This window comes from Nonomuraea sp. NPDC003201 (genome assembly GCF_053590415.1).
This window is the reverse complement of the sequence record NZ_JBSFTC010000019.1, coordinates 1-24,592: the sequence shown is the minus strand read 5'-3', so window position 1 is coordinate 24,592 and position 24,592 is coordinate 1. Positions and strand designations below refer to the sequence as shown.

Genomic DNA, 24,592 nt, shown 5'->3' with positions numbered 1-24,592 from the left:
ATGCGGGGGCGAATGGGGCGGGCGGCCGCGGTGTGCGCCGCTCTGGGGGTGCTGTGGTGGGCCAGCGTGCGCCTGGCCTGGGCGAGCATCGGCTGCGAGGACTGGGGGTGCCTGGCACCCGCCGTCGGCGTCGTGGTGGTGATCACGCTGGCCCTGATCGCCGGGTTCGCGCTCGTGCTGGAGCGGGTGGACGTACGGCCGGGGCGGCGGGTTGCGCTGGTGGCGGGCGGGGTGCTGGTGGTGTTCAGGCTCGTCGGCGAGGCGCTGCCGTCGTGGACGTCCTCGCTCGCGCACGCTGTCACGGCCGGGGCGGTCTTCGCCGGGGCGGGGGCCGTGGCGGCGTTCGTGACGGAGCCGGGGGTGGCGCGGCGGTGGAAGGTGGTGACCGCGCTGGGGGTGGTCGCGCTGGTGCCTGCCGCGCTCGTCGTGTCGTGGGCGCGCTTCGGCGCCTGAACGGGCTGGGTCATGAGCAGGCTCTTGCCGATCACGGCGCGCTCGACGGCCTGCGCGCGCCGGGGGCGACCGAACTGCCCGGCGACCCGCCGAGCACGGAGTGCTACGAAGGCCGCTGGGGCCCCTCCGTAGGTCTACGGTGGGGGCGTGGGCTTCAACGACCTGCTCAAAGACCTCGATCACAGCGCCAGCGTCCAGGCGGCGGGCATCAGACGCGGCTACGGCGGGCCGCCCGCCCGCACGGTGGGTGTCACCGTGGGGCTGGCGCGGCTGCGCTGCGCCTCGCTGCTCAAGCCCCTGTACGCGTGGGTGAGCGCGGCCCACATCCCCGACGCCGAACGGTGGCGGCGGCACGCCGAGCCCGCCGTGGTCGTGTCCTCCAACGCCGACACGCTCAACCTGTGGCTGGCCGTCGGCCCCCGGGTCATCCTCGACGACCTCCGCAGCCGCACCGGCATCGCCTGGTCGCCGCCCAACGGCGACCCCTCGCGGTTCGGCTCCGTGGAGGTGGCCGCCGACGAGGTCGCGATCGCGTACGCGGTGCTCGCCCAGGCCGCCGTCGCCGGTGACCCGGTCGCGGAGACCATCCTGGGGTGGATGCGGCAGGTCAGCGCGTCGCAGGCGTTCGGGGCCCGGGAGGCGATCCGCTCGCCCGGGGCCGGGGTCAAGAGCGGCTGGTACGGCGCCCCCGACGAGACCTGCCTGCGTACGCACACCGTGGCCGTGCTGCCCCGGGGCGGCACCCGGGTGGCGGTGGCCGTGGGGATGACCGCGCTGCCGTACACCGACCTGCGGGAGCGCGAGGCGTACGTCGAGAAGGTGAGCAAGGGCGTGCCCGTGGAGCCCGACCACGAGAAGGTGGCGGGGCGGCTGCTGCGCGGGCTCCTGGTGACGACGCTCGACGAACTCGGCCATTTCCGCGACGGCCCCCACGCTTGAGACCGGCTCCCCCGGCGTCCCCGCGCACCGCTGGATCGCGGTGCCGCTGGAGTCGAAGACGACGATCTCCCGGAAGAGCCGTTCGATCTCGGATTGTGTGAGCATGAGCACGGTCGGGATCGTTGCCGGGTCTGGGGGTTGGCGTGAAATTTACTGTTTTGGGCGGATGTGGGGCTTGGCCTGCGGCGGCGCAGGCGTGCAGCGGATACGTGGTGGAGGCCGAAGGATTCCGCGTCCTCGTCGATCCCGGCTATGCCACGCTGCCGAGGCTCCTCGGTCGCATGCGGGCCGACGAGGTGGACGCGGTGCTGGTCACCCACGGCCACCCCGACCACTGCGCCGACCTCAACCCGCTGCTGCGCGCCCGCGCCCTCGCCGACGTCCCCGCTCCCGCCCTGCCGGTGTACGCGCCGCCGGGCGCGCTGGACGCGGTCCTGGCGCTGGACAAGCCGCGCATGCTGGCGGGCAGCTTCGTGACGCGCGATCTGGCGCCCGGCGTGCCGTACGAGATCGGTCCGTTCCGCCTGGACGTGTTCGACCTGCCGCACCACGTGCCCAACGCCGGCCTGCGGCTGAGCGCCGGAGGTCGTGTGATCGCCTACACCGGTGACACGGGGCCGTCCCCCGAGCTGGTGGTGCTGGCGGAAGGAGCGGACCTGCTGGTGGCCGAAGCGACCTATCCGGAACGGGTCCCAGAAGAGGACGCGCCGTACCTGTCCAGCGCCCTGGACGCGGGCCGCACCGCGGCCTCGGCGGGCGTGGCCCGCCTGCTCCTCACCCACCTGTGGCCCGACACGTCCCCGGCGCTCGCGCTGCAGGCCGCCGCGAAGTCCTATGACGGCACGCCGGCGGTCGCCGCCGAGGGCATCACGCTGGACCTGTGACGACGTCTCACCGCGACGTGAGCCGCTCGATCACCTTCGCCAGCTCGGGCGGCTCCACGTTGCCTGGCAGCTCCTCGGCCCAGGCGTAGCCCCGGTAGACCACTCGCTCCTCCTCGGTGAGCTCCCCGGGATCCACCTCCGGCCGCGCCTCCTCGAAGGTGGCCAGGAAGAACGGCTCGGTCTTCACGTACCGCACTCCCAGCCACGAGAAGTCGCGCTCGACCTCGACGAACCGCTCCCGCACCGCCGAGCCCGGCAGCCCGGTCTCCTCGCCCAGCTCCCGCCTGGCCGCCTCCAGCGCCGTCTCGCCGGGGTCGATCCCGCCGCCGGGCGGCTCCCAGATGTCCAGGCGACTGATGGGGTCGTACCAGTGCATGAGCAGCACCCTGCCGTCGCGGTCCAGGCAGACGACCCGAGCCGCAGGCCGGTCGCTGATACCCGCTTGCCCCTCTATGGCTCCCACCGGCCCGACGTTACTCCTGGCGTTCCTCCTCCAGCACGAGCCCCAGCAAGCCGGGGAAGCGATGATCGAACTCCTCGTGGCGCAGGCGGTTGAGCCGCCGGGCGCCTTCGTCGCGCTGCTCCAGCAGCCCCACGTTGCGTAACACCGAGAAGTGGTGGCTGAGCGTGGACTTGGCCACCGGCAGGTGGGAGAACGTGCCGCAGGCGCGCGTCCAGTCGGGGACAGCCGCCAGCTCCCGCACGATGCGGCGCCGGATCGGATCGCCCAGCGCGTCGAGGGCGGCCTGCAGCGAGACCTCGATCGGGGATGTGTGCGTCAGACCGCGTGTCCTGTTCGACTGCGATCGAACATTGTTGTAGTGTTCCATCTCGATCGAACATTCTATGCGAGGGGAGCGGCCGTGGACATCGGGCGCGTCGGAGTGTGGCATCCCATGATCGGCACGGCCCCCGCCGAGGAGGTGCGTCGCGCGGCGGCCACGATCGAGTCGCTGGGCTACGGCTCGCTCTGGGTCAACGAGGGCAAGAGCAGCAAGGAGCCGCTCGTCATGTCCGCCGTCCTGCTGGCGGCCACCCGGCGCATCGCGGTCGGCACCGGCATCGCCAATATCTGGGTGCGCGACGCCACGGCCATGGCCGCGGGCGCGGCCGCGCTGGGCGACGCCTTTCCCGACCGGTTCCTGCTGGGCATGGGGGTCAGCCATGCCCCGCTGGTCACCGGCCGCGGCCACGACTACGCCAAGCCTCTGGCCGCGATGCGCGCCTACCTGGAGGCCATGGGCCAGGCCGACCGGACGCTGCCCGTGCCCCCGGTCCCGGCTCCCCGGCTCCTCGCCGCGCTGAGGCCCAAGATGCTGGAGCTCTCCAGGGACCTGGCGGACGGCGCCCACAGCTACTTCGTGCCGCCGGAGCACACCGCGCAGGCCCGCCGGATCCTCGGCCAGGGCCCGCTCCTGATCCCCGAGCAGGCGGTCGTCCTGGAGTCCGACCCGGCCCGCGCCCGCGAGATCGCCCGCGCCCACATGTCCTACTACCTGACGCTGCCCAACTACCTCAACAACCTGCGCACGCTGGGCTTCACGGACGACGACTTCGCCGACGGCGGCAGCAACCGCCTCGCGGACGCCATCGTGGCCTGGGGCAACGCCGACGCCATCACCAAGCGCGTGCGAGCCCACCTGGACGCGGGGGCCGACCACGTCGTCATCCAGCCCCTCTCCCCGGACGTCCCGGACCTCGCCCACGCCCTGACCCAGCTGACCGACCTCGCGCAGCCCCTCGGCCTGTAACGCCCATCGGGGCGTTTGACCTCGAGTGGACTCCAACTCGTAGCGTGAGTGGCATGACAACGCCGCAACACAAGATCGGGTCGGGATTCGGGGCCAGGAGCACCGCGGACGACGTGCTCCACGGGATCGATCTCTCAGGAAAGCTGGCGATCGTCACCGGCGGCTACTCGGGCATCGGCCTGGAGACCACGCGGGCGCTCGCCCGAGCCGGAGCGCGCGTCGTGGTGCCCGCGCGCCGTCGCGAGGCCGCCGAGGAAGCGGTCGGGGGCATCGGCGGGGTCGAGGTGGACGAGCTCGACCTCGCCGATCTGGAGAGCGTACGGCAGTTCGCCGAGCGCTTCCTGGCCACCGGCCGCAGCGTCGAGATCGTCATCGACAGCGCCGGGATCATGGCCTGCCCGGAGACGAGGGTGGGCCCCGGGTGGGAGGCGCAGTTCGCCACGAACCACCTGGGCCACTACGCGCTCGTCAACCGCCTCTGGCCGGCCGTCGCCCAGGGCCGGGGACGGGTCGTGTCCGTCTCGTCGGCCGGGCATCGGCATGCGGGCATCCGGTGGGACGACGTCCAGTTCGAGCGGGGCTACGACAAGTGGCAGGCCTACGGGCAGGCGAAGACCGCCAACGTGCTGTTCGCCGTCCAGCTCGACGCGCTCGGCCGGGAGGCGGGGGTGCGGGCGTTCGCGCTGCACCCGGGCGCCATCCTCACGCCGCTGCAGCGCCACCTCCGCAAGGAGGAGATGGTCGCCGCGGGGTGGATCGACGAGGAGGGCAACGCCCTGGACCCCATGTTCAAGACCCCCGAGCAGGGCGCGGCCACCCAGGTGTGGGCGGCCACCTCGCCGCAGCTGGCGGGCATGGGCGGCGTCTACTGCGAGGACTGCGACATCGCCGAGCCGACCACGGAGGCCGTCGGGCCCGGGGTGCGCGACTATGCGATCGACCCGGAGCAGGCCGCCCGGCTGTGGGCGCTGTCCGCCGAGCTGACCGGGGTCAACGCCTTCGGCTAGCGCTTCATGGCGCCGTCGGCGATGGCGTCCGCGGCATTGCCGATGGCGACTCCGACGATCTCGAGGCGGCGTACCAGCTCCCGCCTCTTCAGCGCCTCCGCGGTCACCTCGCCCGAGAAGATGCGCGAGATCTCGTACTGGTACATCCGCCGGATCGACCCGCCCACCTTCTTCGCCTCCAGCGCGTCCTGGACCACGGCGGAGGGGCGGGAGGCGAGGTCGCGGACCGCGTTCTCCAGCGCTTCGATGCCGACGATGACCTGATCGAGCAGGGGAGTGAAGCGGATCTGGTCAGGGACCCGGTAGAGGTGGGACTCGCGGACGAAGTCCCGCAAGGAGTCCAGCACGTCGTCGATGGCGCGCGACAGCCGGAACAGGTCCTCCGGGTCGATCGGGGTGACCAGGGCCGTTTTGAGCTCCTCGACGAGGCGGGCGCGTTCCTCGTCGCCGATGTGCTCGATCGAGCGCATCTGCTCGTGCGCGCCCGTCCTGCCCACCTCGCCCCCGATCATGGCCATCGCCAGCCACGCGCCTTCCTTGGTGGCCCGGAGCTGGCCGAGCAGGGCCTCCGTGAGCGCGCTGTCCATGCGGCCGGTCATGAGGTTGCGGATGCGCCGCAGCCGTTTCATGGTCCGGCCGCCTTCGCGGAGCCGGGGCGGCACGTCATGGGCGGAGCCGCCCTCGACGAGTGCTTCACGTTCGCCGTCCCTTCATGAGAGTTCAACCCTGGCGATCGCCTTCACCAGTGCCGCCAGCCCCGCGCCCAGCAGGGTGCCGGCCGGCAGCGTCAGGAGCCAGGCCGCGACGATCTTGCCGGTGGCGTACCAGCGGACGCGGCCGCCGCCCCGTGCCACGCCCGCGCCGATGAGCCCGCCGGCGATGGCCTGGGTCATGCTCACCGGCATGCCCACGGCCGCGCAGGCGATCACCGCCGTGCCCGCGGCCAGCTCGGCCGCGACTCCATGCGGGGGCCGGGAGGCGATGAGCTCGCGGCCCAGCGTGCGGCCCGCCTTGGGGAGGCCGTACATGGTGCCGAGTCCGAAGAGGACGGCCACCAGCGACGTGTACGGGAGCGGCGCGCCCGAGAAGCCGAACATGATCATGAATACGGCCAGCATCTTCTGCCCGTCGTTGGCGGCGTAGGCGACGCTCTGCAGGAGGAACCCCACCTGGTGCCAGCGCCGCAGCCCGCGGGCCGTGATCGTGATCAGGAGCACCCGGACGAGCACCCAGCCCAGCAGCCCGCCTGCGAAGGGCGCCGCCACCCCGAACGCCAGCACCAGCAGCACCGAGCCCGGCGACACCGGCAGCCCCCAGCCCAGCCCCGCGCCAGTGAGCCCGCCGACGACGGCGAGCGTGAGGCTGGTCGGCAGGCCCTTCATGCTGAGCGCGGTCACCACGGCCAGCGCCGAGATCACCGCGACGGTCATCGCGATCCTGCCGCCCGGCGCGTGGAACGAGGCCAGCCTGGTCGTGAACGTCACCGCCACCTGATGCGTGACCAGCGGGACCGCCGCCGTCAGCACCACGAGCACGAGGATGCCGGTGGCCGGGCGCACCGAGGGCAGCTTGAGCCCGGTGGCGAGGAGGGCGCCCCCGTCGTTGACCCCGGACACGACGGCGAAGAGGCCGGCGACCACGATCAGTACGGCGACGTCCAAGGACCGCACTCCATCCCAAGCCGCGAGACAACCCGGGGTTGCCCCTCCCGAATCCGCGTTCCCCCCTGTCTACCCGGGATCGCATGGATGATGGACGATCGGGCGCGTAACGTGTGTCGGGTACTCTCTGTGATGGTCACCGGCCAGGATCAGCCCTGCGGTGACCGCCGATCCCACGCCCGTGAGAGTGAAGGCATGACCAGCCCCGCCGAATACATCCTGACGCTGTCCTGCCCCGACCGGCCCGGTGTGGTGGCCGCCGTCTCCGGCCTGCTGGCCCGGCACGGATGCAACATCATCGAGAGCCAGCAGTTCGGCGACCGGGCCGGGCAGCGCTTCTTCATGCGTGTCCAGTTCGCGGGGCCGTTGGGCGAGGACGAGCTCAACGGCGCCTTCGCGACGCTCGCGCCGGACTTCGCCATGGAGTTCAAGGTGCGCGACGTGGCCAGGAAGCCGCGGGTGCTGATCATGGTCAGCAAGTTCGACCACTGCCTGAACGACCTGCTCTACCGCGTCAGGTCCAAGGCCCTGGACATCGAGATCGTCGCGGTCGTCTCCAACCATCCCGACCTGCGGCCGCTCACCCAGTCCAACGGGATCGACTACCACCACCTGCCGGTCACCCCCGAGACCAAGGCGAGGCAGGAGTCCGAGGTGCTGGCTCTGGTGGAGCACTACCAGGCGGACCTGGTGGTGCTGGCCCGCTACATGCAGGTGCTCTCGGGCGAGCTGTGCGAGAAGCTGGCCGGGCGGGCGATCAACATCCACCACTCGTTCCTGCCGTCGTTCAAGGGCGCCAAGCCGTACCACCAGGCCCACAACCGCGGCGTCAAGCTGATCGGCGCCACGGCCCACTACGTGACCTCCGACCTGGACGAGGGGCCGATCATCGAGCAGGAGGTGGCCCGGGTCAACCACAGCCACTCTCCGGAGGATCTCGTGGCGATCGGCCGCGACGTGGAGTGCCTGGCCCTGGCCAGGGCGGTCAAGTGGCACGCCGAGCAGCGGGTCCTGCTGGACGGGCACAAGACGATCGTCTTCCCGCGCTAGCTACCCGTGATCACGAGCTTGCCCCGCACGTGCTCGTGGACCAGATCCCGGTACGCCCGTGCCGCCTCGGCCAGCGGGTAGCGGCGGCTGACGGTGGAAGGCAGCGTGCCTTTCACGGCGAGGGCGGCCACCTCGTCCAGATCGCCGGGACGGGCGTGGGTGTAGACGGTCTTGAAGCCGGTGGACGGGCCGGGGCTGGGGAAGGCGACGGTCAGCAGCGGGCCTCCCGGACGGACGACCCGCGCAGGCTCGGCCAGGGCCGGGCCGGGGAGCACCAGGTTGACCAGGGCGTCGACGCCGCCGGGGTGGCGGCGCAGGGTCTCGGCGGCGGTGTCCGCGGAGCTGTGGTCGATCGTCTCCGCGGCTCCCAGGCCGTGTACGTAGCTCTCGTCCGGCGGGATCGCGGTGGCGATCACGTGTACGCCCCGGGCCGCCAGTAGCGGCACGACGGCTCCGCCCACCCCGCCGGCCGCCCCGATGACCAGCGCCTTCGTGCCGGGCGCGAAGTTCCCCGCGCGGAGCAGCGGAAGGGCGGTCAGGGCGGCGATGGGCAGGGCGGCGGCATGCTCGACGGGAAGGCCGGCCGGCCGGTGCGCGAGGGCCGGCGTGTCGGCGTCGAAGATCGCGTACTCGGCCATCGTGCCGGTCGTGAACGACGGCGGCGAGGACGTCAGGCCCGCCATGCTCCCGGCGGCCCGCGCCAGGCCGAGTCCGAATATTTCATCACCTGGGGAGAATCGGGCCACGCCCGGCCCGACGGCCGTGACCGTGCCGGCGAAGTCGCTGCCGAGGACGTGCGGGAACTCCAGCGGGGCCATCTCCCTGAACGCCCCGCTCACGAGCCGGACGTCGGCGGGGTTGAGCCCGGCCGCCGCGACACGGACCTGGATCTGGCCGGGGCCCGGCAGCGGGACGGGTACGTCCGCCACCTCCAGGACCTCCACCCCGCCGTAGCCCTTCGCCACCAGTGCCTTCATGGGAACCTCCAACTAAACGGACCGCTCGGTCAGGTTGAGCATAATATGACCGTGCGGTCCGGTTGCGGTAGGGTCCTGATGTGGCGAATGTGCGGGCGGACGCGGTGCGTAACAGGCGGTTGCTGCTCGACGCGGCGGCGGCCGAGTTCGCCGAGCACGGCACGGAGGTCTCGATCGCGCGCATCGCGGCGCGGGCGGGGATCGGCAAGGGCACCGTGTTCCGGCACTTCGCCACCAAGGAGCAGCTCATGGCCGCGATCTTCAGCGACCAGCTGGAGTCGCTGGTGGCCAGGGGAGAGGCGCTGCGCGAAGGGGCGGACTCCGGGGCGGCGCTGCTGGAGTTCATGGCCGCCGGGGTCGAGCTGCGCTCGTTCTGCCAGGCGTTCACCCCGGCCCTGCGCGAGGATCCGCAGATCAGGGCCGCGAGCGATCGGCTGGTGGCGGTCGCCCGGTCGCTCACGGACCGGGCCTGCCGTGACGGGTTCGTACGGGACGACGTCACGGGGCACGACGTCGTGCTGCTGATCAATGCCGCCTGTCAGGCGGTGGCCCCGCTGGGCGACGCGGTTCCGGGGCTCTGGCGGCGCTACCTGAGCATGATCTTCGACGGGCTGCGCCCCGAGGCCGCCCATCCGCTGCCCGTCCCTGCCCCCGATTCCCTGACCCCCGGCTGAGGCCGCCCGGCGCTCGCGGCAGGCGTCACGCAGGGCCGCGGCACGGCGCCGGGGTGGCCTCGATCATGGCCGGCCCCAGCGCGCTCATGCCGTCGAGGTTACAGACCGGTGTGGCGGGCGAGGAAGGTGAGCGTGTCGGCCGACAGGTCGACCGACCTGCTCACCGACCGGGCGCCGTGCCCCACCTCGGCCTCGTTGCGCAGCAGCACCGGGCGGTCGCCGGTCGAGGAGTGCTGCAACGCCGCGCACAGCTTCCACGCGTGCAGCGGGTGCACGCGCGTGTCGGACTGGAAGACGGTGAAGAGCGTGGCGGGGTAGTTCACCGACTCCTGGACGTGGTGGTAGGGCGAGTAGCCCAGCAGCCAGCCGAACTGCTCGGGGTCCTCGACGGTGCCGTACTCGACGTTCCAGGTGGCGCCGAGCCCGAACTGCTCGTACCTGACCATGTCGAGCAGCGGCGCCGAGCAGACCACGGCCGCGTACAGCTCCGGCCGCTGCGTCAGCGCGGCGCCCACCAGCAGGCCGCCGTTGGAGCCGCCGGAGATGCCGAGCTGCTCGGGCGTGGTCACGCCGGTGGCGATGAGGTGCTCGGCCGCCGCGTGGAAGTCGTCGAACACGTTCTGCTTGTTGCCGAGCATGCCCGCGCGGTGCCACTCCTCGCCCTCCTCGCCGCCGCCGCGCAGGTTGGCGATGGCGTAGACCCCGCCGGCCTCGACCCAGGCCAGGATCGACGCCGAGTAGCCGGGGGTCATCGACAGGCCGAAGCCGCCGTAGCCGTACAGGATGGTGGGGCGCGGCCCGGGCGTGTCGTCGGCGGGGGAGATGATCAGCATGCGGACGTCGGTGCCGTCCTTGGACTGGTACACGACCTGCGAGGTGCGCACCGGGGGCACCTCGACCGCGCCCGGGGAGGCGGCCCAGAGCGTGGTCTCGCCGGTCCTGGCGTCGTAGCGCTGGACGGAGGGCGGCCTGGTGTTGTCGGTGTAGCCGAACCACGCCTCGTAGCCGCCCTCGGGGCGCTCGGAGAGGCTTCCGACGGAGCCGAGCCCCGGCGTGGGCACCTCGCCGACGCGCTCGCCGGTCTCCAGGTCGTGGACGGTGATCTCGCTGATCGCGTGGCGGGTCCAGCCCACCAGGATGACCGGGCGCTCCAGGTCGTCGAGGATCGCGAAGTCGTTCAGCACCGCCTCGGGGTCCTCGGGGATGAGGTCGCGCCAGGTCTCGAAGCCCGGCTCGGCCGGGTCGGTGACGCACACCCGGGCCCTGGGCGCGTCGCGGTCGGTGTGGACGTAGAGCCTGCCGTCGCGGCCGAACAGCAGCCCCGCCTGCGCGTCCACGCCCTCCTGCACGACCCGCAGGTCCGGCCGGTGGGCCGGGGACGCGGTCAGGTCGGCCACCCAGAGGTCGTTGCGCGGCGCGGTGCCCTCGTGCGCCGAGACCTGCAGCCAGCGGCCGTCACGCGAGACCGAGACGCCGTAGTAGTTGGTCATCTTCAGCCCCTGGCCGAAGATCATCACGTCGTCCTCGGTGGAGGTGCCGACGCGGTGCAGGTAGACGCGGCGGTGGAACTGGGTCTCGTTCTCCGGGACCTCGGTGCTGGGCAGCCTGCGGACGTAGAAGTACGCCTCCCCGCCGGGCAGCCACGCGATGGGGGAGTAGCGGCAGCGGTCGATCGGCCCCTCGACGCGCTCGCCCGTGGTGACGTCCATGACGTAGAGGATCGACTCCTCGTTGCCGCCCACGGAGATCTGGTACGCCAGCAGCCGCCCCTCCTTGTCGGGCTGCACGGCGTCGAGCGTGGTCAACCCCGACGGGTCGATCTCCATCGGGTCGATCAGCGCCCGCTCGGTCCCGTCGGGCTCGACGACGTAGTAGACGGCGTGCTCCTGGTCGGGCGTGCGGCGGCTGAAGAAGTGGCGGCCACCGCGCCACGCCGGCGCGCCGACCGAGCCGGACCTGAGCAGCTCGGCGATGCGGCTCTTGAACCGCTGCGGCCCGCTGCCCCTGCTGAACAGCTCGGCCTGCTCCTGCAGCCACCCCTTCGTCTCGGGACTGTCGGGATCCTCCAGCCATCGATAAGGATCCGGCACGGGCGTGCCGTGCAGGGTGTCGACGGTGTCTTCGCGGCGTGCGGTCGGGTACGGCTCCTGCTTCATGCTGGGAACCCTACTGCCAAAGGACATGCGTAAAGCGCTGGTGAAGCGGGCATAAAACGTAACGTGTGTCCCTCTGGTCCATTCCGGTTGGAGGATATTTGGGGTGGCGGGGACCGGGGTGCAAACGCCAGACTTGGTGACAGGACGGTGCCGTGGTGACCATCCGCTGGACCGTCCGGCGGAGGTCCACGTGACGGAAGCACAAGTGCCCCAGGAGGGGCCGACAGTCGGGACATGCCACGGCATGTCCCCTTTGATACGCGCGCAGCAGGGAGAGGCCCCATGATGCGCCAGGTCCTGCTGCTTAATGCCACCTACGAACCGCTGACCACCCTTTCCCTGCACCGGGCCGTCGTGCTGGTGCTGCGGGAGAAGGCCGACGTCGTCCACCGTGACGGCAGGGGCGCGGTCCTGCGCTCCGCCAGCCACACGCTCGACGTCCCCTCGGTGATCAGGCTGAGAAGATATGTCCGCATCCCCTACCGGTCCCGCATCCCGCTGACCAGGGCCGCCCTCATGAGGCGCGACGACTACCGCTGCGCCTACTGCGGGCAGCGGGCCGAGACCATCGACCACGTCATCCCGCGGTCCCGGGGCGGCACCCACACCTGGGAAAACTGTGTCGCCTCCTGCACCACGTGCAACCACAGGAAGGCCGACAAGTACCTGGAGGAGCTGGGGTGGACGCTGCGCTTCAGCCCCGCGGTGCCACGGGGCGCTCACTGGAGGCTCATCGGCGCGTCGCTGATCGGAGACCCCCAATGGGCGCCTTACCTCGAGGCCGCGGCCTGAGATATCGCTTTGTAAGGGGTGGCCACCGCCTGACACCATGAGCAGGCATGTGGACCTTCACCTCAGATGTTGAGGAGTACGCCGCGGTCGCCGAGCCCTTCCTGCTCGGCGACCCGGTGCGCAACACGGTCGCGTTGACCGTCCTCGCCAACCTGCGCGCCGGCATGCCCGCGAAGGATCCCCGGTTCGGCTGGTGGACGGTCGACGGCGAGGTTCGCGGCGCGGTCTTCCACACCCCGCCGCACCCGGTCGGGCTCGCCGACATGCCCTTGGAGGCCGTCGAGCCGCTCCTGGCCGCCCTCGGAGACCCCGCCGAGGTCGTGGGCAGGGTGGAGCTGACCTCCGAGGTCAAGCGGCTGCTGGGGGCGCCTGGGCGGCTGGTGCCCGAGCGGCTCTACCGCTTGGGGGCGCTCGCCGTCCCCGGCACGCCCGGACGCGGCAGGCTCGCCGCCCCCGCCGACTTCCCGCTGCTGGTCAGCTGGTACCAGGCGTTCGCCGAAGAGGTGCGGATGGGCATGGGCGACGACGTGGTCGAGTCGGTCGCGCGGCGGGTGGCGGCCCGCGAGCTGTTCGTGTGGGAGGCGGGTGAGGCGCCGGTCTCGCTGGCCGCGCTCTCCCCGGCGGTCGGCGGGGTCTGCCGCATCGGGCCCGTCTACACGCCGCCCTCGTGCCGCAGGAACGGCTACGGCGCCGCGGTCACCGCGTACGCCAGCCAGGTCGGCCTGGCCGAGCGCTGCGACCAGGTGGTGCTCTTCACCGACCTGGGCAACCCGACGAGCAACGCCATCTACCAGTCGATCGGCTACGTGCCCGTGTCCGACTTCGAGCACATGACTTACGATGGTCCGCGTTCAGCGGGCCATCGCAGCTAGCAGGAGTCTGCGGCTACTCTTAGGGTCATGCCGCGTTATGACTTCCGCTGCCGCGCCTGCGGCTCCACGTTCGAGGTCTCCCGTCCCATGTCGGCCTCCGACGACCCGGCCACCTGCCCCGACGGCCACGACGACACGGTGAAGCTGCTGTCCACGGTGTCCATGACGGGCGGCGCGGCCGCTCCGAAGGCGAGCGGGGGCGGCTGCTGCGGCGGAGGGTGCTGCTCGTAAGACGGCCTGTGACGGCCTAGAACACCTGGGCGGCGGTGAAGGTCGCCTGCGAACGCGTCAGCTCCTCCACCGCCAGCTTGGCGAGCCGCTCGACCGTGGCGATCCCCGTCTCCATGGTCGGGCTGCGCTCCGACAGCACCGCGATGAGCACGTCGTGGCCGTCCACGCCGAGCCGGCCCACGCTGTTGATCGTCCACAGCCCGTCGTGCGCGTCCACGGGCAGCCAGCCGTTCTTGAGCGCCACGTCGCCCCCGGCCGAGCTGACCCCCCACGCCTGCGACGGCTCCACGGACGACATGAGCTTCAGCGCGTAGCGCCGGTCGGAGGCCGGCAGCGGCCCCGCGGGGTCCGTGAGCCACTCCAGCACCTTGACCTGGTCGGACGGCCGGCTACGGGTCGTTCCCCAGTACAGCCCGGGCCCCGGCCACGTCTGCTCGACGCCGAGCCGGCGCAGGACCCTGGTGAGCCCCTTCTGGCCGCCGACCGTCAGGTAGAGCTCGTGCGCGCAGTCGTTGTCGCTCTCGCGGATCATCTTGGAGGTCAGCGTGCGCTCGTACGCGCTCAGCTCGCCCTGCTTGCCCAGCAGGAACGCCAGCAGGATGTCCATCTTCGCCACGCTGGCCAGCACGAACGGCGTGCGCTCGCGGTAGGAGTACCTGGCGCCGGTCGTGCGGTCGTAGACGGCCAGCGCCGCGCGCCCGGGGCGTTCGCGCAGGTATTGGTCCAGCGTGCGGTCGAGAGCGCGCCGCGCGGCAACTGGCAGCACGCTCTCGACGACCACCCCGCCCGGCTGCCCGAAGGAGGCGGCCTGAGGCGGGACGACGGTTGACGGGTTTGCACAGCCGGCCACGGCCAGCAGGGCAACGACGAGCGAGATCCCCCGAACGCGCATGTGCGGGAGCCTGCCAGCCGCCACCCCAAAGGCCGGGGGCGCGGAAGGTCAAACGCCGGTCAGTTTCCTAGGCGGCCCTGGGGCGCTTGCGGCGCTGGAACGGGAGGAACCGGTCGGCCAGGTGCGGACGGGACGGCGTGAGCGTGGGTTCGACCGCGATGATCCGGTCGAACCGGAACGCCCTGATCCCCCGGCGCATCCTGCACACGCCGACCAGATACCAGTATTCGCGGTGGACCAGGCACGTCACCGGCTCGACGTCGCGCGAGGTGATGATGCCGGAGGCGTCGCGGTAGTGGAGGCGGATCATGAGACGGCTGGTGATGGCGTCGGCCATGAGTCTGGCTCTGGAGGCGACCTCGACGGGCAGCGGCTCGGTCAGGGTCGTGAGCGTGGTGGCGATGACGTCGTCGTCGAGCTCCAGGTGCTCGAGTGCGTGTTGCAGGCCGCGCCGTGCGGTGACGGCCTGCGGGCCCGATCCGAGGTGAGCGAGGGAGAGGGCGAGGGCGGCGATCTCGGCGGTCGTCAGCGGGCGAGTATCGTGCTTCACGACTGTCGTCATACCCCAATATTAGAGACGACGACCGACATTTTTCGAAAACCTGTGCGGCAGGCAAGCTCCTTGTCACCTACCGCACAGTGAGTGTTCTCTGGCCGTGCTGCGCCGGCGGTCCTGTGATGGATGTCCTCGCTGCGCTGCGGATCCATCACAGGCTTACCAAATCAGCGCGACAGCTGGGACAGGTCGCGCGAGGCGCCCGTGGAGGCGGACGTGGTCATCGCCGCGTACGCCTGCAGGGCCGCGCTCACCGGCCGGTTGCGGTCGCGCGGCCGGTATCCGCCCAGGTCGGCCAGGAGCCGCTCGCGCCGCGCGGCCAGCTCGGCCTCGGGCACCCGCAGCTCCATCGACCGGTTGGGGATGTCGATGTCGATGATGTCGCCGTCCTCGACCAGCGCGATCGCGCCGCCCTCGGCGGCCTCGGGCGAGGCGTGGCCGATGGACAGGCCGGAGGTGCCGCCGGAGAAGCGGCCGTCGGTGACCAGCGCGCAGGCCTTGCCGAGCCCCCTGCCCTTGAGGAAGGACGTCGGGTAGAGCATCTCCTGCATGCCGGGACCGCCCTTGGGGCCCTCGTAGCGGATGACCACCACGTCACCCTCCTTGACGCGCCCGCCGAGGATGCCCTCGACCGCGTCGTCCTGCGACTCGAACACCACCGCGGGCCCGCTGAACTTCCAGATCGACTCGTCCACGCCGGCCGTCTTCACCACCGCGCCGTCGCGCGAGATGTTGCCGTAGAGGACGGCCAGGCCGCCGTCCGCGGTGTAGGCGTGCTCCAGGTCGCGGATGCACCCGGCCGCGCGGTCGAGGTCGAGGTCGTCCCAGCGGTTGTCCTGCGAGTACGGCTTGACCGTGCGCACGTTGCCGGGGGCCGCGTGCCAGAGCTCGACGGCCTCGGGCAGCACCGTCGGCGACTTCGCGTCCCAGGCGGCCAGCATGTCGGCCAGCGAGCCGCCGTTCACGGTGGGCACGTCGCGGTGCAGCAGCCCGGCCCGGTCGAGCTCGCCCAGGATGCCGGGGATGCCGCCGGCGCGGTGGACGTCCTCGATGTGGTACTTGTTCGTGGCCGGGGCGACCTTGCAGACGCACGGCACCCGCAGCGAGATCTCGTTGATCTCCTTGAGCCCGAAGTCGACGCCGGCCTCGCGGGCGGCGGCCAGGATGTGCAGGATCGTGTTGGTCGAGCCGCCCATCGCGACGTCGAGCGTCATCGCGTTCTCGAACGCGTCGCGGGTGGCGATCGCGCGCGGCAGCACCGAGACGTCGTCGTCCTCGTAGTAGCGGCGGGTGATCTCCACGAGCTGGCGGCCCGCGTCCTCGAACAGCTTCTTGCGCGCCTTGTGCGTGGCCAGGATCGTGCCGTTGCCGGGCAGCGCGAGGCCGATGGCCTCGGCCAGGCAGTTCATGGAGTTGGCGGTGAACATGCCGGAGCACGAGCCGCAGGTCGGGCAGGCGCTCTCCTCCATCTCCAGCAGCGCGGCGTCGGAGACGGAGTCGTCGGCGGCGGCGATCATCGGGTCGATGAGGTCGAGCTTCTTGCCGGGGATCTTGCCGGCCTCCATGGGCCCGCCGGAGACGAAGATCGTCGGAATGTTCAGCCTGAACGCGGCCAGCAGCATGCCCGGCGTGATCTTGTCGCAGTTGGAGACGCAGATCAGCGCGTCCGCGCAATGCGCGTTGACCATGTACTCGACGGAGTCGGCGATCAGCTCGCGCGACGGGAGCGAGTAGAGCATGCCGCCGTGGCCCATCGCGATGCCGTCGTCCACGGCGATCGTGTTGAACTCCCGCGGGATCGCCCCGGCCTCCCGGATCGCGGCCGACACCACCTCGCCGACGTCCTTGAGATGCACGTGACCCGGCACGAACTGGGTGTAGCTGTTGGCCACCGCGATGATCGGCTTGCCGAAGTCGCTCCCGGCTACGCCGGTCGCCCGGAGCAGGGCCCGGGCACCGGCCATGTTCCTGCCGTGGGTGACTGTACGTGACCTGAGGGCGGGCATTGGGCATCTCCCATCGCTAGCGAGTCTTCACATGTTACGGCCACTGCCCGGCAACTGAGACACGTGTCCACACATCGGACGGTTGGTTACCGGATCGAGCCCGAAAAAGCAGCCGTCCGCGCCCGGACTCGTGTTACAGAGATCAGATGAGCAACGGGGCAGTCATGCTCGACGACCCCGCCAGGGTCGGCAACTTCATCCACACGATAGACCGCCTGTGCCGCAGACCGGCCAGGGGCGAGGGGGTGCAGGACTCGCCGCACGTCGCCAGGCAGCCACGGCTGGCCAGGTGGCGAGGGGAAGAGGACAAGAAGCAGCACGTCGAACGGATGGGCATCCCGCTGGTCCAGCTGAGCGAGGCGGGCGACTGGCCGGAGATCCTGGCGCCGCAGGACAGGCAGGCCACGCCCGTCATCTCGCGCGGGATCCCGCGTGCCCGCCCCGACATCCAGCCGGGCGAAAAGGTGCCGAAGATCCTCTCCCGGATCGTGTCCGCCCTGCGCGGCACGAGACTGCGCTTCCCGCGCTATCAGCTGACCGCCCAGATCGTCGAGCGGCTGGCCGAGTCGCACGGCAAGGAGGACCAGGCCCGCCGCGTGCTGCGCGAGTCCGACCGCAACTGGGGGTGGGGCGTCGACACCGCGGGCAGGGGCGCCGAACACGTCCCGTTCCCGCTCAACCTGCTGCTCAAGCTGTTACCCGGCTTCCTGCACGACCTGCGGCTCAGCGGGCGCGTGCCCGGACTCGGCGGGCGGTTCCGCTGGCTGCGGCGCGCGCTGTCGGACGACGGCTCCAAGGCCCCCGGCGTCGCCGCCCTGCTGGCCGACCTGGACCCGGCCGACGAGCCGGGCGTCGCGCGGCTGCTGCTGCGCGCGTTCATGGACGACCTGAGCGGGCAGTACCGGCGCTCCCCGCTGCACGTGCGGGGCGCGGGCCACGTCTTCTATCCGCTCCTGCTGCTCAACGAGCACGGCGAGGCGCTCGTCGAGCTCGTCGAGGAGCGGCGCGCGGACCTCGGCAGGTTCGATCCGGTCGTGGTGGTCTCCTACACGCCGGACGCCGTGCTCCTGGAGGACGACGAGGATTCGGTGTGGCGGCTCATCCGCTGGCGCCGCGAGCTGGTCACGGCCGAGGACCGCGACACGTGGCGGCGGGTGCTGGACACGCCGCTCACCATCTCGGCGCCGCCCGTGCCCGCCGACCTCACCAGGTACGACGTCGCCGACCCCGCCTTCGTGCCGCTCGCCCGCGTGGCGCCGTGGTGGTCGTCCTGGACGGCCATCGCGCTGTTCTGGATGGCCCTGGCGGGCGCCGTCGGCGCGTACGCGGGCCAGACCGCCGCCTGGCACCGCAACGCCTGCGCGACCGGCCTGTGGACGCCGTGGACGGAGAGCGGCAGGCAGCTGGCCGGCACCGAGTGCGTGGGCGTGGCCGAGCCCGACTACCTGTTCTCGCCGGGCAACACCGAGATGCGGCAGGTCCAGGCCGTGCTCCAGCAGGAGAACGAGCGGGCCGCGAAGCTGCACGAGGGCGGCGACCGGCCGTACGTGACGATCGCCTACCTCGCCGCGCTCACCTCCACGGACCGGGACACGCTGGCCGCCGCCCGCGAGGGCCTGGCGGGCGTCGCCATCGCGCAGAGGCGGCAGAACAACTCCGCCGGCGCCAGCGAGCCGCTGGTCCGCATCCTCCTGGCGAACGCGGGCGGCAGGATGGAGCACGGCTCGAGCATCGCCCGGCTGCTGCTGCGCCACCGCGACGAGGAGGCGCCCATCGTGGGCGTGGTGGGCCTGGACCAGAGCCGCCAGGAGACCGTCGCGGCCATCCAGGAGCTGGGCAAGGCCGGACTGCCCATGGTGGCCTCGACGCTGTCGGCCGACCGCCTCGTGAACGAGTCGCCGTTCTACTTCCAGGTCGCCCCGCAGAACTCCCGCCAGGCGTGGATGGCGGCCGCCTTCGCCGACTCGCTGGTCAAGAAGGGCGAGGTGAAGCGGCGGGCCCGGGTCTACTACTCGCACGACGTGACCGACTACTACGCCTCCAACCTCAGGGCCCGGGTCGTCGCCCGGATGGAGGAGCGCGGGTTCGCGGTGGAGGGGCTCAGGTTCACGCCCGTCGGAGGGGCCAAGCCGGGCCCCGACGACCGCAGCGACGACCCCTACGCGGGGGAGCCCAGGGACGCGGGGGTGTCGGCGTGCGGGTTCGACGGGCTGGTGTACTTCGCCGGGCGCGGGATTCCCGACTTCGCCGAGTTCGTGAAGGGGGTGGCCGACAAGTGCGCGGACGCGCCGCCGACCATCCTCGGCGGCGACGACGTCACCAGGTACGCCGCGGACGTGCGCGTCAGATCGGCCGTCAGCGGCGTGGGCTACTACTACGAGTCGTTCGCCGCCGCGCCGAACAAGTGCGGCGAGCCGCAGCGGCACGACTTCTACGCGACCCTGTTCGCCACGTTCCCCTTCGAGTGCGAGGAGCCGGGGCCGGGGCGGACGCTGGACGGGCACGCCGCCCTGGCCTACGACGCCACGGAGACGATGATCACCGCCATCCGGCGGCTGGGCAGGGAGCGGCACCGCGTGCCGGTGAACTCGTACACCGTCTGGCGCCAGCTCGGCACGCTCTACACGCCCGACCAGAGCGGGCACGCCATCGAGGGCGCCACGGGCGCGCTCGACTTCGGCGCGGACTCGCCCCGGCAGTATCCCCTGGACAAGGCGGTGCTGATCCTGCACGCCAAGGGGGCCGAGCGGCCGACCCAGGTCGGCCTGTGCGGCGACGTCACCCGTTCCAGCCGGAGCGAGATCTTCCCGTGGTGCGCCTCGGTCCCGGAGATCTACCGCTAGGACGGCAGCCGTACGGCGGCGAGCTGGGTCGCCTGGGCCACCAGGCGGCCCTTGTCGTCCCAGACGTGGGCCACCTCGTCCATCCGGTCGCCGCCGACGTCCGTGGCCGCCAGCCGCACCCTGATCGGCCCGGGAGCGGGCAGCCTGCGGATGTACGCCGAGAGCTGGATCGTCGGCACCCACCCGGACAGGCCCAGGTCGAACGACACCGGCGGCACCGGGTCGAGCGCCACCAGCAGGCTCAGCGGGTCCCAGTCGGAGCCGTCCGCCAGCCGCTGCCAGCTCGCGATGACGCCGGCCCGGGTGGGGGCGCCGAACGCGAAGGACAGGTGCTCGGGGACGATGCGCTCCTCGACCACGGCCATCAGCGGCACCGTGAGGTCCGTGCCGGGAGGGTTGGTGGGAGCCAGGAAGCAGTTTTCCTCGGGCGGCAGCTCGACCGGCTCGTGCGAGGACCACCAGGGGCCGGTGTCGTCCAGCAGGCCGAGCGTGATGTGCGACTCGACGCGGATGCGGCCCTCCTGTACCAGCGCGGCCCTGACCTGGGCCACGCTCCTGCCGACCCGCAGCGTCTCCACCCGGGCCACGGCCTCGCCGGGCTCGGGCGGCTCGATGAAGGAGCCGCTGACGGCCGTCACGTGCGGGTGGCCCGCGCCCGCCGGGCTCTCGCAGGCGGCTCTGGCGAGCACGGCCAGCAGGTAGCCGCCGTGCAGCCGGTTGCCGACGCTCCACTGGGCGTCCAGCACGGCCCCGAACTCGCCTTCGCCTCGATCGGTCAAGGCGGTCGCTTCGCTAAAATTCCCCATTTTTCAGTAAATCCCTTCCCCAGGGTCCTCAGATTGACATCGTTAACCTGACGGCGTCAACCTGAGACCCATGACCACCAGACGCGTACGCGCCAGGCGCGGAGAGGGAGCGCTGCTGCGCGAGGAGATCCTGCGGGCCGCCGAGGACCTGCTGGCCGAGTCCGGCAGCGAGGACGCGCTCACGCTACGCGCGGTCGCCCTGCGGGCCGGCGTCTCCACGCCCTCCGTCTACCTGCACTTCGCCGACAAGGAGGCGCTGGTCGAGGCGGTCTGCCTGCGGGTCTGGGGAGAGTTCGGCCGGATGTTCAGGGAGAACCTGGGCGGCGACCCGTTCCTCGCCCTGGGCAGGTGCGGGCGCGCCTACGCCCGCTTCGCCCTGGAGCATCCGGTGCAGTACCGGGTGCTGATGATGCGGGCCACGGCCGGGCCGGGCGTGCCGCCGGCCGCCGCCGAGTGCTTCCGTCACATGGTCGACGCGGTCTCGGCCTGCGTCGAGACACGCGTGCTGGAGGGCGATCCCGAGGAGCTCGCGCTGGGCATGTGGTCGGCCGTGCACGGCTGCGTCTCGCTGCTGATCGCCCAGCCGTCGTTCCCGTGGCCGCGCGACAGGGAGGCGCTCATCGACCACATCGTCCGCGTCGCCGGGTTCGGCACCGCCGTGTACTCGCGCCTGCCGCAGACGCTCCCGCCGAGCGCGGACCTGGCCGCCGCCCTGGACGACTTCGGCGCGCGCCTGGCCTCGGGCGTGACCTCAGGCGTGGCCTCAGGCGTGGCCTCAGGCGTGGCCTCAGGCGTGGCCTCAGGCGTGGAAAAGCCCCGCGGGGACGAGCCCGGCGGGGCTGGGGAATGACCGTCGGCCCGGACCACGCCATATCGAACGGGTATGCCCGGGCCGGGGCCTAGTCTTCGCCGTAGCGGGCGGGCAGGACCTGGGCGGCGATGTCGAAGATCCGGTCGATCTCGCCGTCGGTCAGGGCCCGCTCCCGCTTGGTGATCCACTTGCGTGCGCGGTCGCCCTGGTAGACGTCCACGCCGCGGATGGTCATGATCTTCCACGGCACCGGCGGGCCGTAGATGGCGAGCGAGGGCACGACCGAGACCTCGCGGCCGAACGACTGGGTGATCAGCTCGCTGGCCTGCGACGCCTCCCACTTCGCCTCGGTGAGGCGGGCCTTCTTGTCGAAGGGGCCGTGGAAGAGCTTCTTGCCCATCTGCACCCGCACCGGGAGCCGCTTGTCCCACTTCTCGGAGTCGACCGCGTACACGCCGGTCGGGCCCACCACGAGATGGTCGATCTGGGCCTCGCTGTTGGGGATCGCCCTGGCGTGGAGCGTGCGATAGCCGGCGCGTTCGAGCTTGCGCAGCTGCGCCTCGGTACGGCGCTCCGCCACGGAGGTGCGCCGCCAGGCGGGCACGGACGAATGGGATCGCGAGCGATAGACCGCCTCGGCGACGGCCGCGATCACACCCGCGGTCACGCCCAGCCGCCAGTCGCTCACGAGGAAGCCCACCACCACCGCGACGCCGATCCCCACCAGCGCGCGGTTGCGCAGGCGGTGGAACTGCGGTTGTTGCAGCAGGCTACGCACGGACGCGCGCTCGATGGGCGCGTACGTGGAGGTGGGCGCCGAAGGCTTCGCGGCAGCGGTCTGCTCGCTCTCTGACCGGTCGCTCACCCAGATTGGTGACGCATTGTGACCGTCTTCACGCTGGATGTCGGAGTCCACGTAACTCACCGTAGCTCGGAGATCGGAACGATTCCTAGTGTTGCCCTGTCCATAGTTTTATGGCCCAGCTCATCGTGTTCCACGCATGTTTTCGGGGTATGTTCTACGTTCTTCTCTAGAGATGTCGTCTCAAAAAAGATCTTACCTGGTGGACACTCCCAGGTGGGGTCTGGCCCGCTGTCCACATCGGGATTACGTTCAAGATGTGCACAGCGCAGGCGAGATTCTGCTCTTTCTCATCGGGGTGTCGTTCGGGCTGTTCATCGTGATCAGCCTGCTGGTCCTGCTGCCGGGGCGCAGCGCGCAGCGCCGGGTGGAGTCCGGCCCGGTGTGGCTGGGCGGCCCGTCCAGGAGCGAGCGTGGCGTGAGCACCTCGGACCTGGTGCTGGCCGACCGGGTGGCGCACTGGGCGGACGTCCCGGAGCGCGACTGGGTGGCCGCCGCCGAGACGGCCGAGCCCGGCGGACACCTCGGCGGGGCTTCCGCGGGATGGTGATGTGACGATGCGAGGACTGACGGCCGCACAGGCCGACGACGTCAGGCGCGCCCTGCACACCGCCGAGCGGCGCAGCGGGCTGCGGTTCGGGGTGTTCCTGGGGGATCCGGTGGGCTCGCGCCGCCACTTCGCCGAACGCCTGCACGCGGCCCTGGGCGAGGAGGCCGGCGACGCCGTGGTGCTCCTCGTCGACCTGAAGGGCCGCGCGCTGGAGATCGTGACGGGCGAGAACGCCCGCAGGCGTCTGACGGACGGCTCCTGCCGGCTCACGGCGATGTCGATGGCGACGGCGTTCAGCGTGGGCGATCTGGTGGGCGGCCTCCTCTACGGCATCGGCGCCCTGGGGGAGCAGGCCACCGCCCGCCGCTAGAGGCGTTGGAGCAGGTCGACGATGTGCTCGCTGACCCCGCTCAGCAGCGTCGCGGGCTCGATGGGCGCGGTCGCGACGGCCGAGAACAGCGAGGGCAGCCCGGGCAGCGGGAACCCGTCGTCCCGCATGGCCGCGGCCCCGACGGGATTCTTGTCGAGGGCGGCGCGGCTGCGCTCCCAGGCGTCGAGCACCTCTTCGGGCGACGGCACCCCGAACCCGTGCCCCACCGGGGCCGCGTGCCGCAGCCGGACGAGGGGGGTGTCGGCGAAGGTGAGCGCCGTGCGGGCCCGGACGTGGAGGTCGGCGCGCGGCTCGGGCGCGATCCAGTCCATGGCCGTGCACGGGTTGCGGCAGGTGGCGACGCAGACGGCGAGCGCGCCGGCGACCTGGCTGTGCTGCCGGTCGAAGTACGCGCGCCAGCCCTCGCCCGGCTCCAGGGACACCCGCAGCGTCCGGTTGGTGGCGGACTGCTCGGACTTGGTGTGGTCGCACTCCCGGTCGCCGATCACGCCGAAACGGCTCCCCGGCGCGCTCAGCCCCTCGGGCCAGCGGGCCGGGTCGCCGGCGTGGCCGAGCTGGGGCTCGAAGGCCAGCAGCGGCAGGTATTCGCTGGCGATGTGGACCGCGGCGATCATCGGGCTCAGCTCCCGCCGGTGCCACCGTGCGGCGATCACCTCGAGCAGCAGGCCGTACGCGGGCCGCAGCGACTCCAGCGCCCCACGAGGCTGCTCGCGCGGCGTCTGCGGCATGTGACAGGCCCGGGCGCGCCGCCGCAGGTCGGCCGGGACACCCTTCGCCTCGGCCGCGAAGTCCTCGGCGTCGAGCGAGAGCAACCGGTGACCGAACTCGCAGACCTCGGCGATCTCCGCGGCCGGCGCGAGCGCGCCGAGATCGGCGAAGGCATAGCGGCGGGCCAGGGCGACGAGCAGGTCACGAGTCGAGTCCACCCGACGACTCTCTCACGATCGGCGAGCGGCTGAGGACACGCAAAAGACCGTCATCCCGGGCACGGGGAGCGGATGCACTGGATCTCGCCGGAAGAGTGGCTGATCGTGGGATCGGCGGTCGGGGGCTCCTCCGGACCGGCCGTGGTCGGCTCCGCCGTGGGCTCGGGCTCCGAGGTGGTCGGCGAGGGGGTGGGCGTCACGGTCGGGGTGGCGGAGGCCGAGGCGCTGGGGCTCGGCCCGTGCGTCACGCTGCCGGTCGCCGTCGGCTTGGGGGTCGGCGCGCGCCTGGCCGGGGGCGTGGACGGCTTCCTGGTGCTCGGCGAGGGCGGGGTGGCGGTGACCGAGGTGGCGTCCACGGTGGGCGACACCTCGTCGACGGTGGTCGCCGGGCCGGCCGGGCGCAGCCAGACGGACCCCGCCACCACCCCCGAGACGACCACCGCGACGGCCGCGGTGAGCACCGCCCGCAGCGTGCGGTGGCGGCGCGGCACGAGCGGCCGGT

Annotated in this window: 27 protein-coding genes; 15 read left to right on the top strand and 12 right to left on the bottom strand. The window is 71.8% G+C overall.

The genetic code is table 11. The features are described from left to right. From ACWDX9_RS10665 to ACWDX9_RS10655, 3 genes are all read left to right on the top strand, one after another. The gene (locus ACWDX9_RS10665; protein WP_449951560.1) at positions 1 to 453 is read left to right on the top strand and encodes a hypothetical protein; all 453 of its coding nucleotides are present in this window, start codon (positions 1 to 3) and stop codon (positions 451 to 453) included. A 147-nt stretch (positions 454 to 600) separates the two neighbouring features. Further along, the gene (locus tag ACWDX9_RS10660; protein WP_449951557.1) at positions 601 to 1,392 is read left to right on the top strand and encodes a hypothetical protein; all 792 of its coding nucleotides are present in this window, start codon (positions 601 to 603) and stop codon (positions 1,390 to 1,392) included. Positions 1,393 to 1,535: 143 nt separating this feature from the next. Continuing rightward, positions 1,536 to 2,276: an MBL fold metallo-hydrolase gene (locus ACWDX9_RS10655; protein WP_449951554.1), complete on the top strand. Its 741-nt coding sequence runs from the start codon at positions 1,536 to 1,538 to the stop codon at positions 2,274 to 2,276. Between the two features lie 7 nt (positions 2,277 to 2,283). On the opposite strand, the gene ACWDX9_RS10650 is transcribed toward ACWDX9_RS10655, so the two are convergent. Both ACWDX9_RS10650 and ACWDX9_RS10645 read right to left on the bottom strand, forming a co-directional pair. Continuing rightward, positions 2,284 to 2,739 (bottom strand): NUDIX hydrolase, encoded by a 456-nt coding sequence (locus ACWDX9_RS10650; RefSeq protein WP_449951551.1) that lies wholly within the window; start codon positions 2,737 to 2,739, stop codon positions 2,284 to 2,286. A 10-nt stretch (positions 2,740 to 2,749) separates the two neighbouring features. Next, on the bottom strand, positions 2,750 to 3,106 hold the full coding sequence (locus tag ACWDX9_RS10645) for an ArsR/SmtB family transcription factor (RefSeq protein WP_449951548.1): 357 nt from the start codon (positions 3,104 to 3,106) through the stop codon (positions 2,750 to 2,752). A 33-nt stretch (positions 3,107 to 3,139) separates the two neighbouring features. Here ACWDX9_RS10645 and ACWDX9_RS10640 point away from each other — a divergent pair, with 33 nt between their 5' ends. Together ACWDX9_RS10640 and ACWDX9_RS10635 are read left to right on the top strand one after the other, a co-directional pair. Next, a complete protein-coding gene (locus ACWDX9_RS10640) occupies positions 3,140 to 4,027 on the top strand; it encodes a TIGR03620 family F420-dependent LLM class oxidoreductase (RefSeq protein ID WP_449951545.1) in 888 nt (295 codons plus the stop codon). 53 nt (positions 4,028 to 4,080) lie between these two features. Beyond that, positions 4,081 to 5,034, top strand: a complete 954-nt coding sequence (locus ACWDX9_RS10635) for an SDR family NAD(P)-dependent oxidoreductase (RefSeq protein WP_449951543.1) — start codon at positions 4,081 to 4,083, stop codon at positions 5,032 to 5,034. Here ACWDX9_RS10635 and ACWDX9_RS10630 read toward each other — a convergent pair. Both ACWDX9_RS10630 and ACWDX9_RS10625 read right to left on the bottom strand, forming a co-directional pair. Next, the gene (locus ACWDX9_RS10630; protein ID WP_449951541.1) at positions 5,031 to 5,663 is read right to left on the bottom strand and encodes a DUF47 domain-containing protein; all 633 of its coding nucleotides are present in this window, start codon (positions 5,661 to 5,663) and stop codon (positions 5,031 to 5,033) included. The two genes, ACWDX9_RS10635 and ACWDX9_RS10630, sit on opposite strands and share 4 nt — an antisense overlap. Positions 5,664 to 5,744: 81 nt before the next feature. Further along, the gene (locus ACWDX9_RS10625; protein WP_449951538.1) at positions 5,745 to 6,695 is read right to left on the bottom strand and encodes an anion permease; all 951 of its coding nucleotides are present in this window, start codon (positions 6,693 to 6,695) and stop codon (positions 5,745 to 5,747) included. 195 nt (positions 6,696 to 6,890) lie between these two features. Here ACWDX9_RS10625 and purU point away from each other — a divergent pair, with 195 nt between their 5' ends. Beyond that, entirely contained in the window at positions 6,891 to 7,745 is an 855-nt protein-coding gene (purU, locus tag ACWDX9_RS10620; RefSeq protein ID WP_397367429.1) for a formyltetrahydrofolate deformylase, read from the top strand. Here purU and ACWDX9_RS10615 read toward each other — a convergent pair. After that, on the bottom strand, positions 7,742 to 8,722 hold the full coding sequence (locus ACWDX9_RS10615) for an NADP-dependent oxidoreductase (protein ID WP_449951535.1): 981 nt from the start codon (positions 8,720 to 8,722) through the stop codon (positions 7,742 to 7,744). The genes purU and ACWDX9_RS10615 overlap by 4 nt on opposite strands. An 80-nt stretch (positions 8,723 to 8,802) precedes the next feature. On the opposite strand from ACWDX9_RS10615, the gene ACWDX9_RS10610 reads away from it, so the two are divergent. Further along, on the top strand, positions 8,803 to 9,396 hold the full coding sequence (locus tag ACWDX9_RS10610; protein WP_449951533.1) for a TetR/AcrR family transcriptional regulator: 594 nt from the start codon (positions 8,803 to 8,805) through the stop codon (positions 9,394 to 9,396). A gap of 98 nt (positions 9,397 to 9,494) precedes the next feature. Here ACWDX9_RS10610 and ACWDX9_RS10605 read toward each other — a convergent pair whose 3' ends face one another. Then, positions 9,495 to 11,552, bottom strand: coding sequence for a prolyl oligopeptidase family serine peptidase (locus ACWDX9_RS10605; RefSeq protein ID WP_449951531.1), 2,058 nt, complete (start codon positions 11,550 to 11,552; stop codon positions 9,495 to 9,497). Positions 11,553 to 11,837: 285 nt separating this feature from the next. Between ACWDX9_RS10605 and ACWDX9_RS10600 the strand changes: the two genes are divergently transcribed. Genes ACWDX9_RS10600 through ACWDX9_RS10590 form a run of 3 tightly spaced genes read left to right on the top strand, consistent with a single transcriptional unit; the run spans position 11,838 to position 13,447 of the window. Beyond that, entirely contained in the window at positions 11,838 to 12,344 is a 507-nt protein-coding gene (locus ACWDX9_RS10600) for an HNH endonuclease (protein WP_350731891.1), read from the top strand. 47 nt (positions 12,345 to 12,391) lie between these two features. Next, complete coding sequence (locus ACWDX9_RS10595; protein ID WP_449951528.1) at positions 12,392 to 13,216, top strand: GNAT family N-acetyltransferase; 825 nt, start codon at positions 12,392 to 12,394, stop codon at positions 13,214 to 13,216. Positions 13,217 to 13,243: 27 nt separating this feature from the next. Continuing rightward, complete coding sequence (locus ACWDX9_RS10590; protein WP_355200186.1) at positions 13,244 to 13,447, top strand: FmdB family zinc ribbon protein; 204 nt, start codon at positions 13,244 to 13,246, stop codon at positions 13,445 to 13,447. A 16-nt stretch (positions 13,448 to 13,463) separates the two neighbouring features. Here the strand turns inward: ACWDX9_RS10590 and ACWDX9_RS10585 are convergent, their stop codons facing one another. The 3 genes from ACWDX9_RS10585 to ilvD all read right to left on the bottom strand — a co-directional run bounded on the left by ACWDX9_RS10585 (position 13,464) and on the right by ilvD (position 16,901). Then, positions 13,464 to 14,339: a serine hydrolase gene (locus tag ACWDX9_RS10585; RefSeq protein WP_449951525.1), complete on the bottom strand. Its 876-nt coding sequence runs from the start codon at positions 14,337 to 14,339 to the stop codon at positions 13,464 to 13,466. Positions 14,340 to 14,406: 67 nt separating this feature from the next. Beyond that, a complete protein-coding gene (locus ACWDX9_RS10580; RefSeq protein WP_350731538.1) occupies positions 14,407 to 14,901 on the bottom strand; it encodes a helix-turn-helix transcriptional regulator in 495 nt (164 codons plus the stop codon). A gap of 161 nt (positions 14,902 to 15,062) precedes the next feature. Then, on the bottom strand, positions 15,063 to 16,901 hold the full coding sequence (ilvD, locus tag ACWDX9_RS10575) for a dihydroxy-acid dehydratase (RefSeq protein WP_449951522.1): 1,839 nt from the start codon (positions 16,899 to 16,901) through the stop codon (positions 15,063 to 15,065). Positions 16,902 to 17,047: 146 nt separating this feature from the next. On the opposite strand from ilvD, the gene ACWDX9_RS10570 reads away from it, so the two are divergent. Further along, positions 17,048 to 19,744: a hypothetical protein gene (locus tag ACWDX9_RS10570; RefSeq protein WP_449951520.1), complete on the top strand. Its 2,697-nt coding sequence runs from the start codon at positions 17,048 to 17,050 to the stop codon at positions 19,742 to 19,744. Here the strand turns inward: ACWDX9_RS10570 and ACWDX9_RS10565 are convergent. After that, complete coding sequence (locus tag ACWDX9_RS10565) at positions 19,741 to 20,523, bottom strand: thioesterase family protein (protein ID WP_364246567.1); 783 nt, start codon at positions 20,521 to 20,523, stop codon at positions 19,741 to 19,743. The two genes, ACWDX9_RS10570 and ACWDX9_RS10565, sit on opposite strands and share 4 nt — an antisense overlap. A gap of 97 nt (positions 20,524 to 20,620) precedes the next feature. Here ACWDX9_RS10565 and ACWDX9_RS10560 point away from each other — a divergent pair, with 97 nt between their 5' ends. Beyond that, positions 20,621 to 21,400 (top strand): TetR/AcrR family transcriptional regulator, encoded by a 780-nt coding sequence (locus ACWDX9_RS10560; RefSeq protein WP_449951517.1) that lies wholly within the window; start codon positions 20,621 to 20,623, stop codon positions 21,398 to 21,400. 49 nt (positions 21,401 to 21,449) lie between these two features. Here ACWDX9_RS10560 and ACWDX9_RS10555 read toward each other — a convergent pair whose 3' ends face one another. Then, positions 21,450 to 22,226, bottom strand: coding sequence for a nuclease-related domain-containing protein (locus ACWDX9_RS10555; RefSeq protein ID WP_449951515.1), 777 nt, complete (start codon positions 22,224 to 22,226; stop codon positions 21,450 to 21,452). A gap of 256 nt (positions 22,227 to 22,482) precedes the next feature. On the opposite strand from ACWDX9_RS10555, the gene ACWDX9_RS10550 reads away from it, so the two are divergent. Then, entirely contained in the window at positions 22,483 to 22,773 is a 291-nt protein-coding gene (locus ACWDX9_RS10550; RefSeq protein ID WP_363980686.1) for a hypothetical protein, read from the top strand. 7 nt (positions 22,774 to 22,780) lie between these two features. Further along, positions 22,781 to 23,143 (top strand): DUF5130 family protein, encoded by a 363-nt coding sequence (locus ACWDX9_RS10545; RefSeq protein WP_350731525.1) that lies wholly within the window; start codon positions 22,781 to 22,783, stop codon positions 23,141 to 23,143. Here the strand turns inward: ACWDX9_RS10545 and ACWDX9_RS10540 are convergent. Beyond that, positions 23,140 to 24,090, bottom strand: coding sequence for a hypothetical protein (locus ACWDX9_RS10540; protein ID WP_449951513.1), 951 nt, complete (start codon positions 24,088 to 24,090; stop codon positions 23,140 to 23,142). The genes ACWDX9_RS10545 and ACWDX9_RS10540 overlap by 4 nt on opposite strands. A 72-nt stretch (positions 24,091 to 24,162) precedes the next feature. Here ACWDX9_RS10540 and ACWDX9_RS10535 point away from each other — a divergent pair. Beyond that, positions 24,163 to 24,592 (top strand): hypothetical protein (locus ACWDX9_RS10535; RefSeq protein WP_449951510.1); only part of this gene is annotated, 430 nt, incomplete at its 3' end.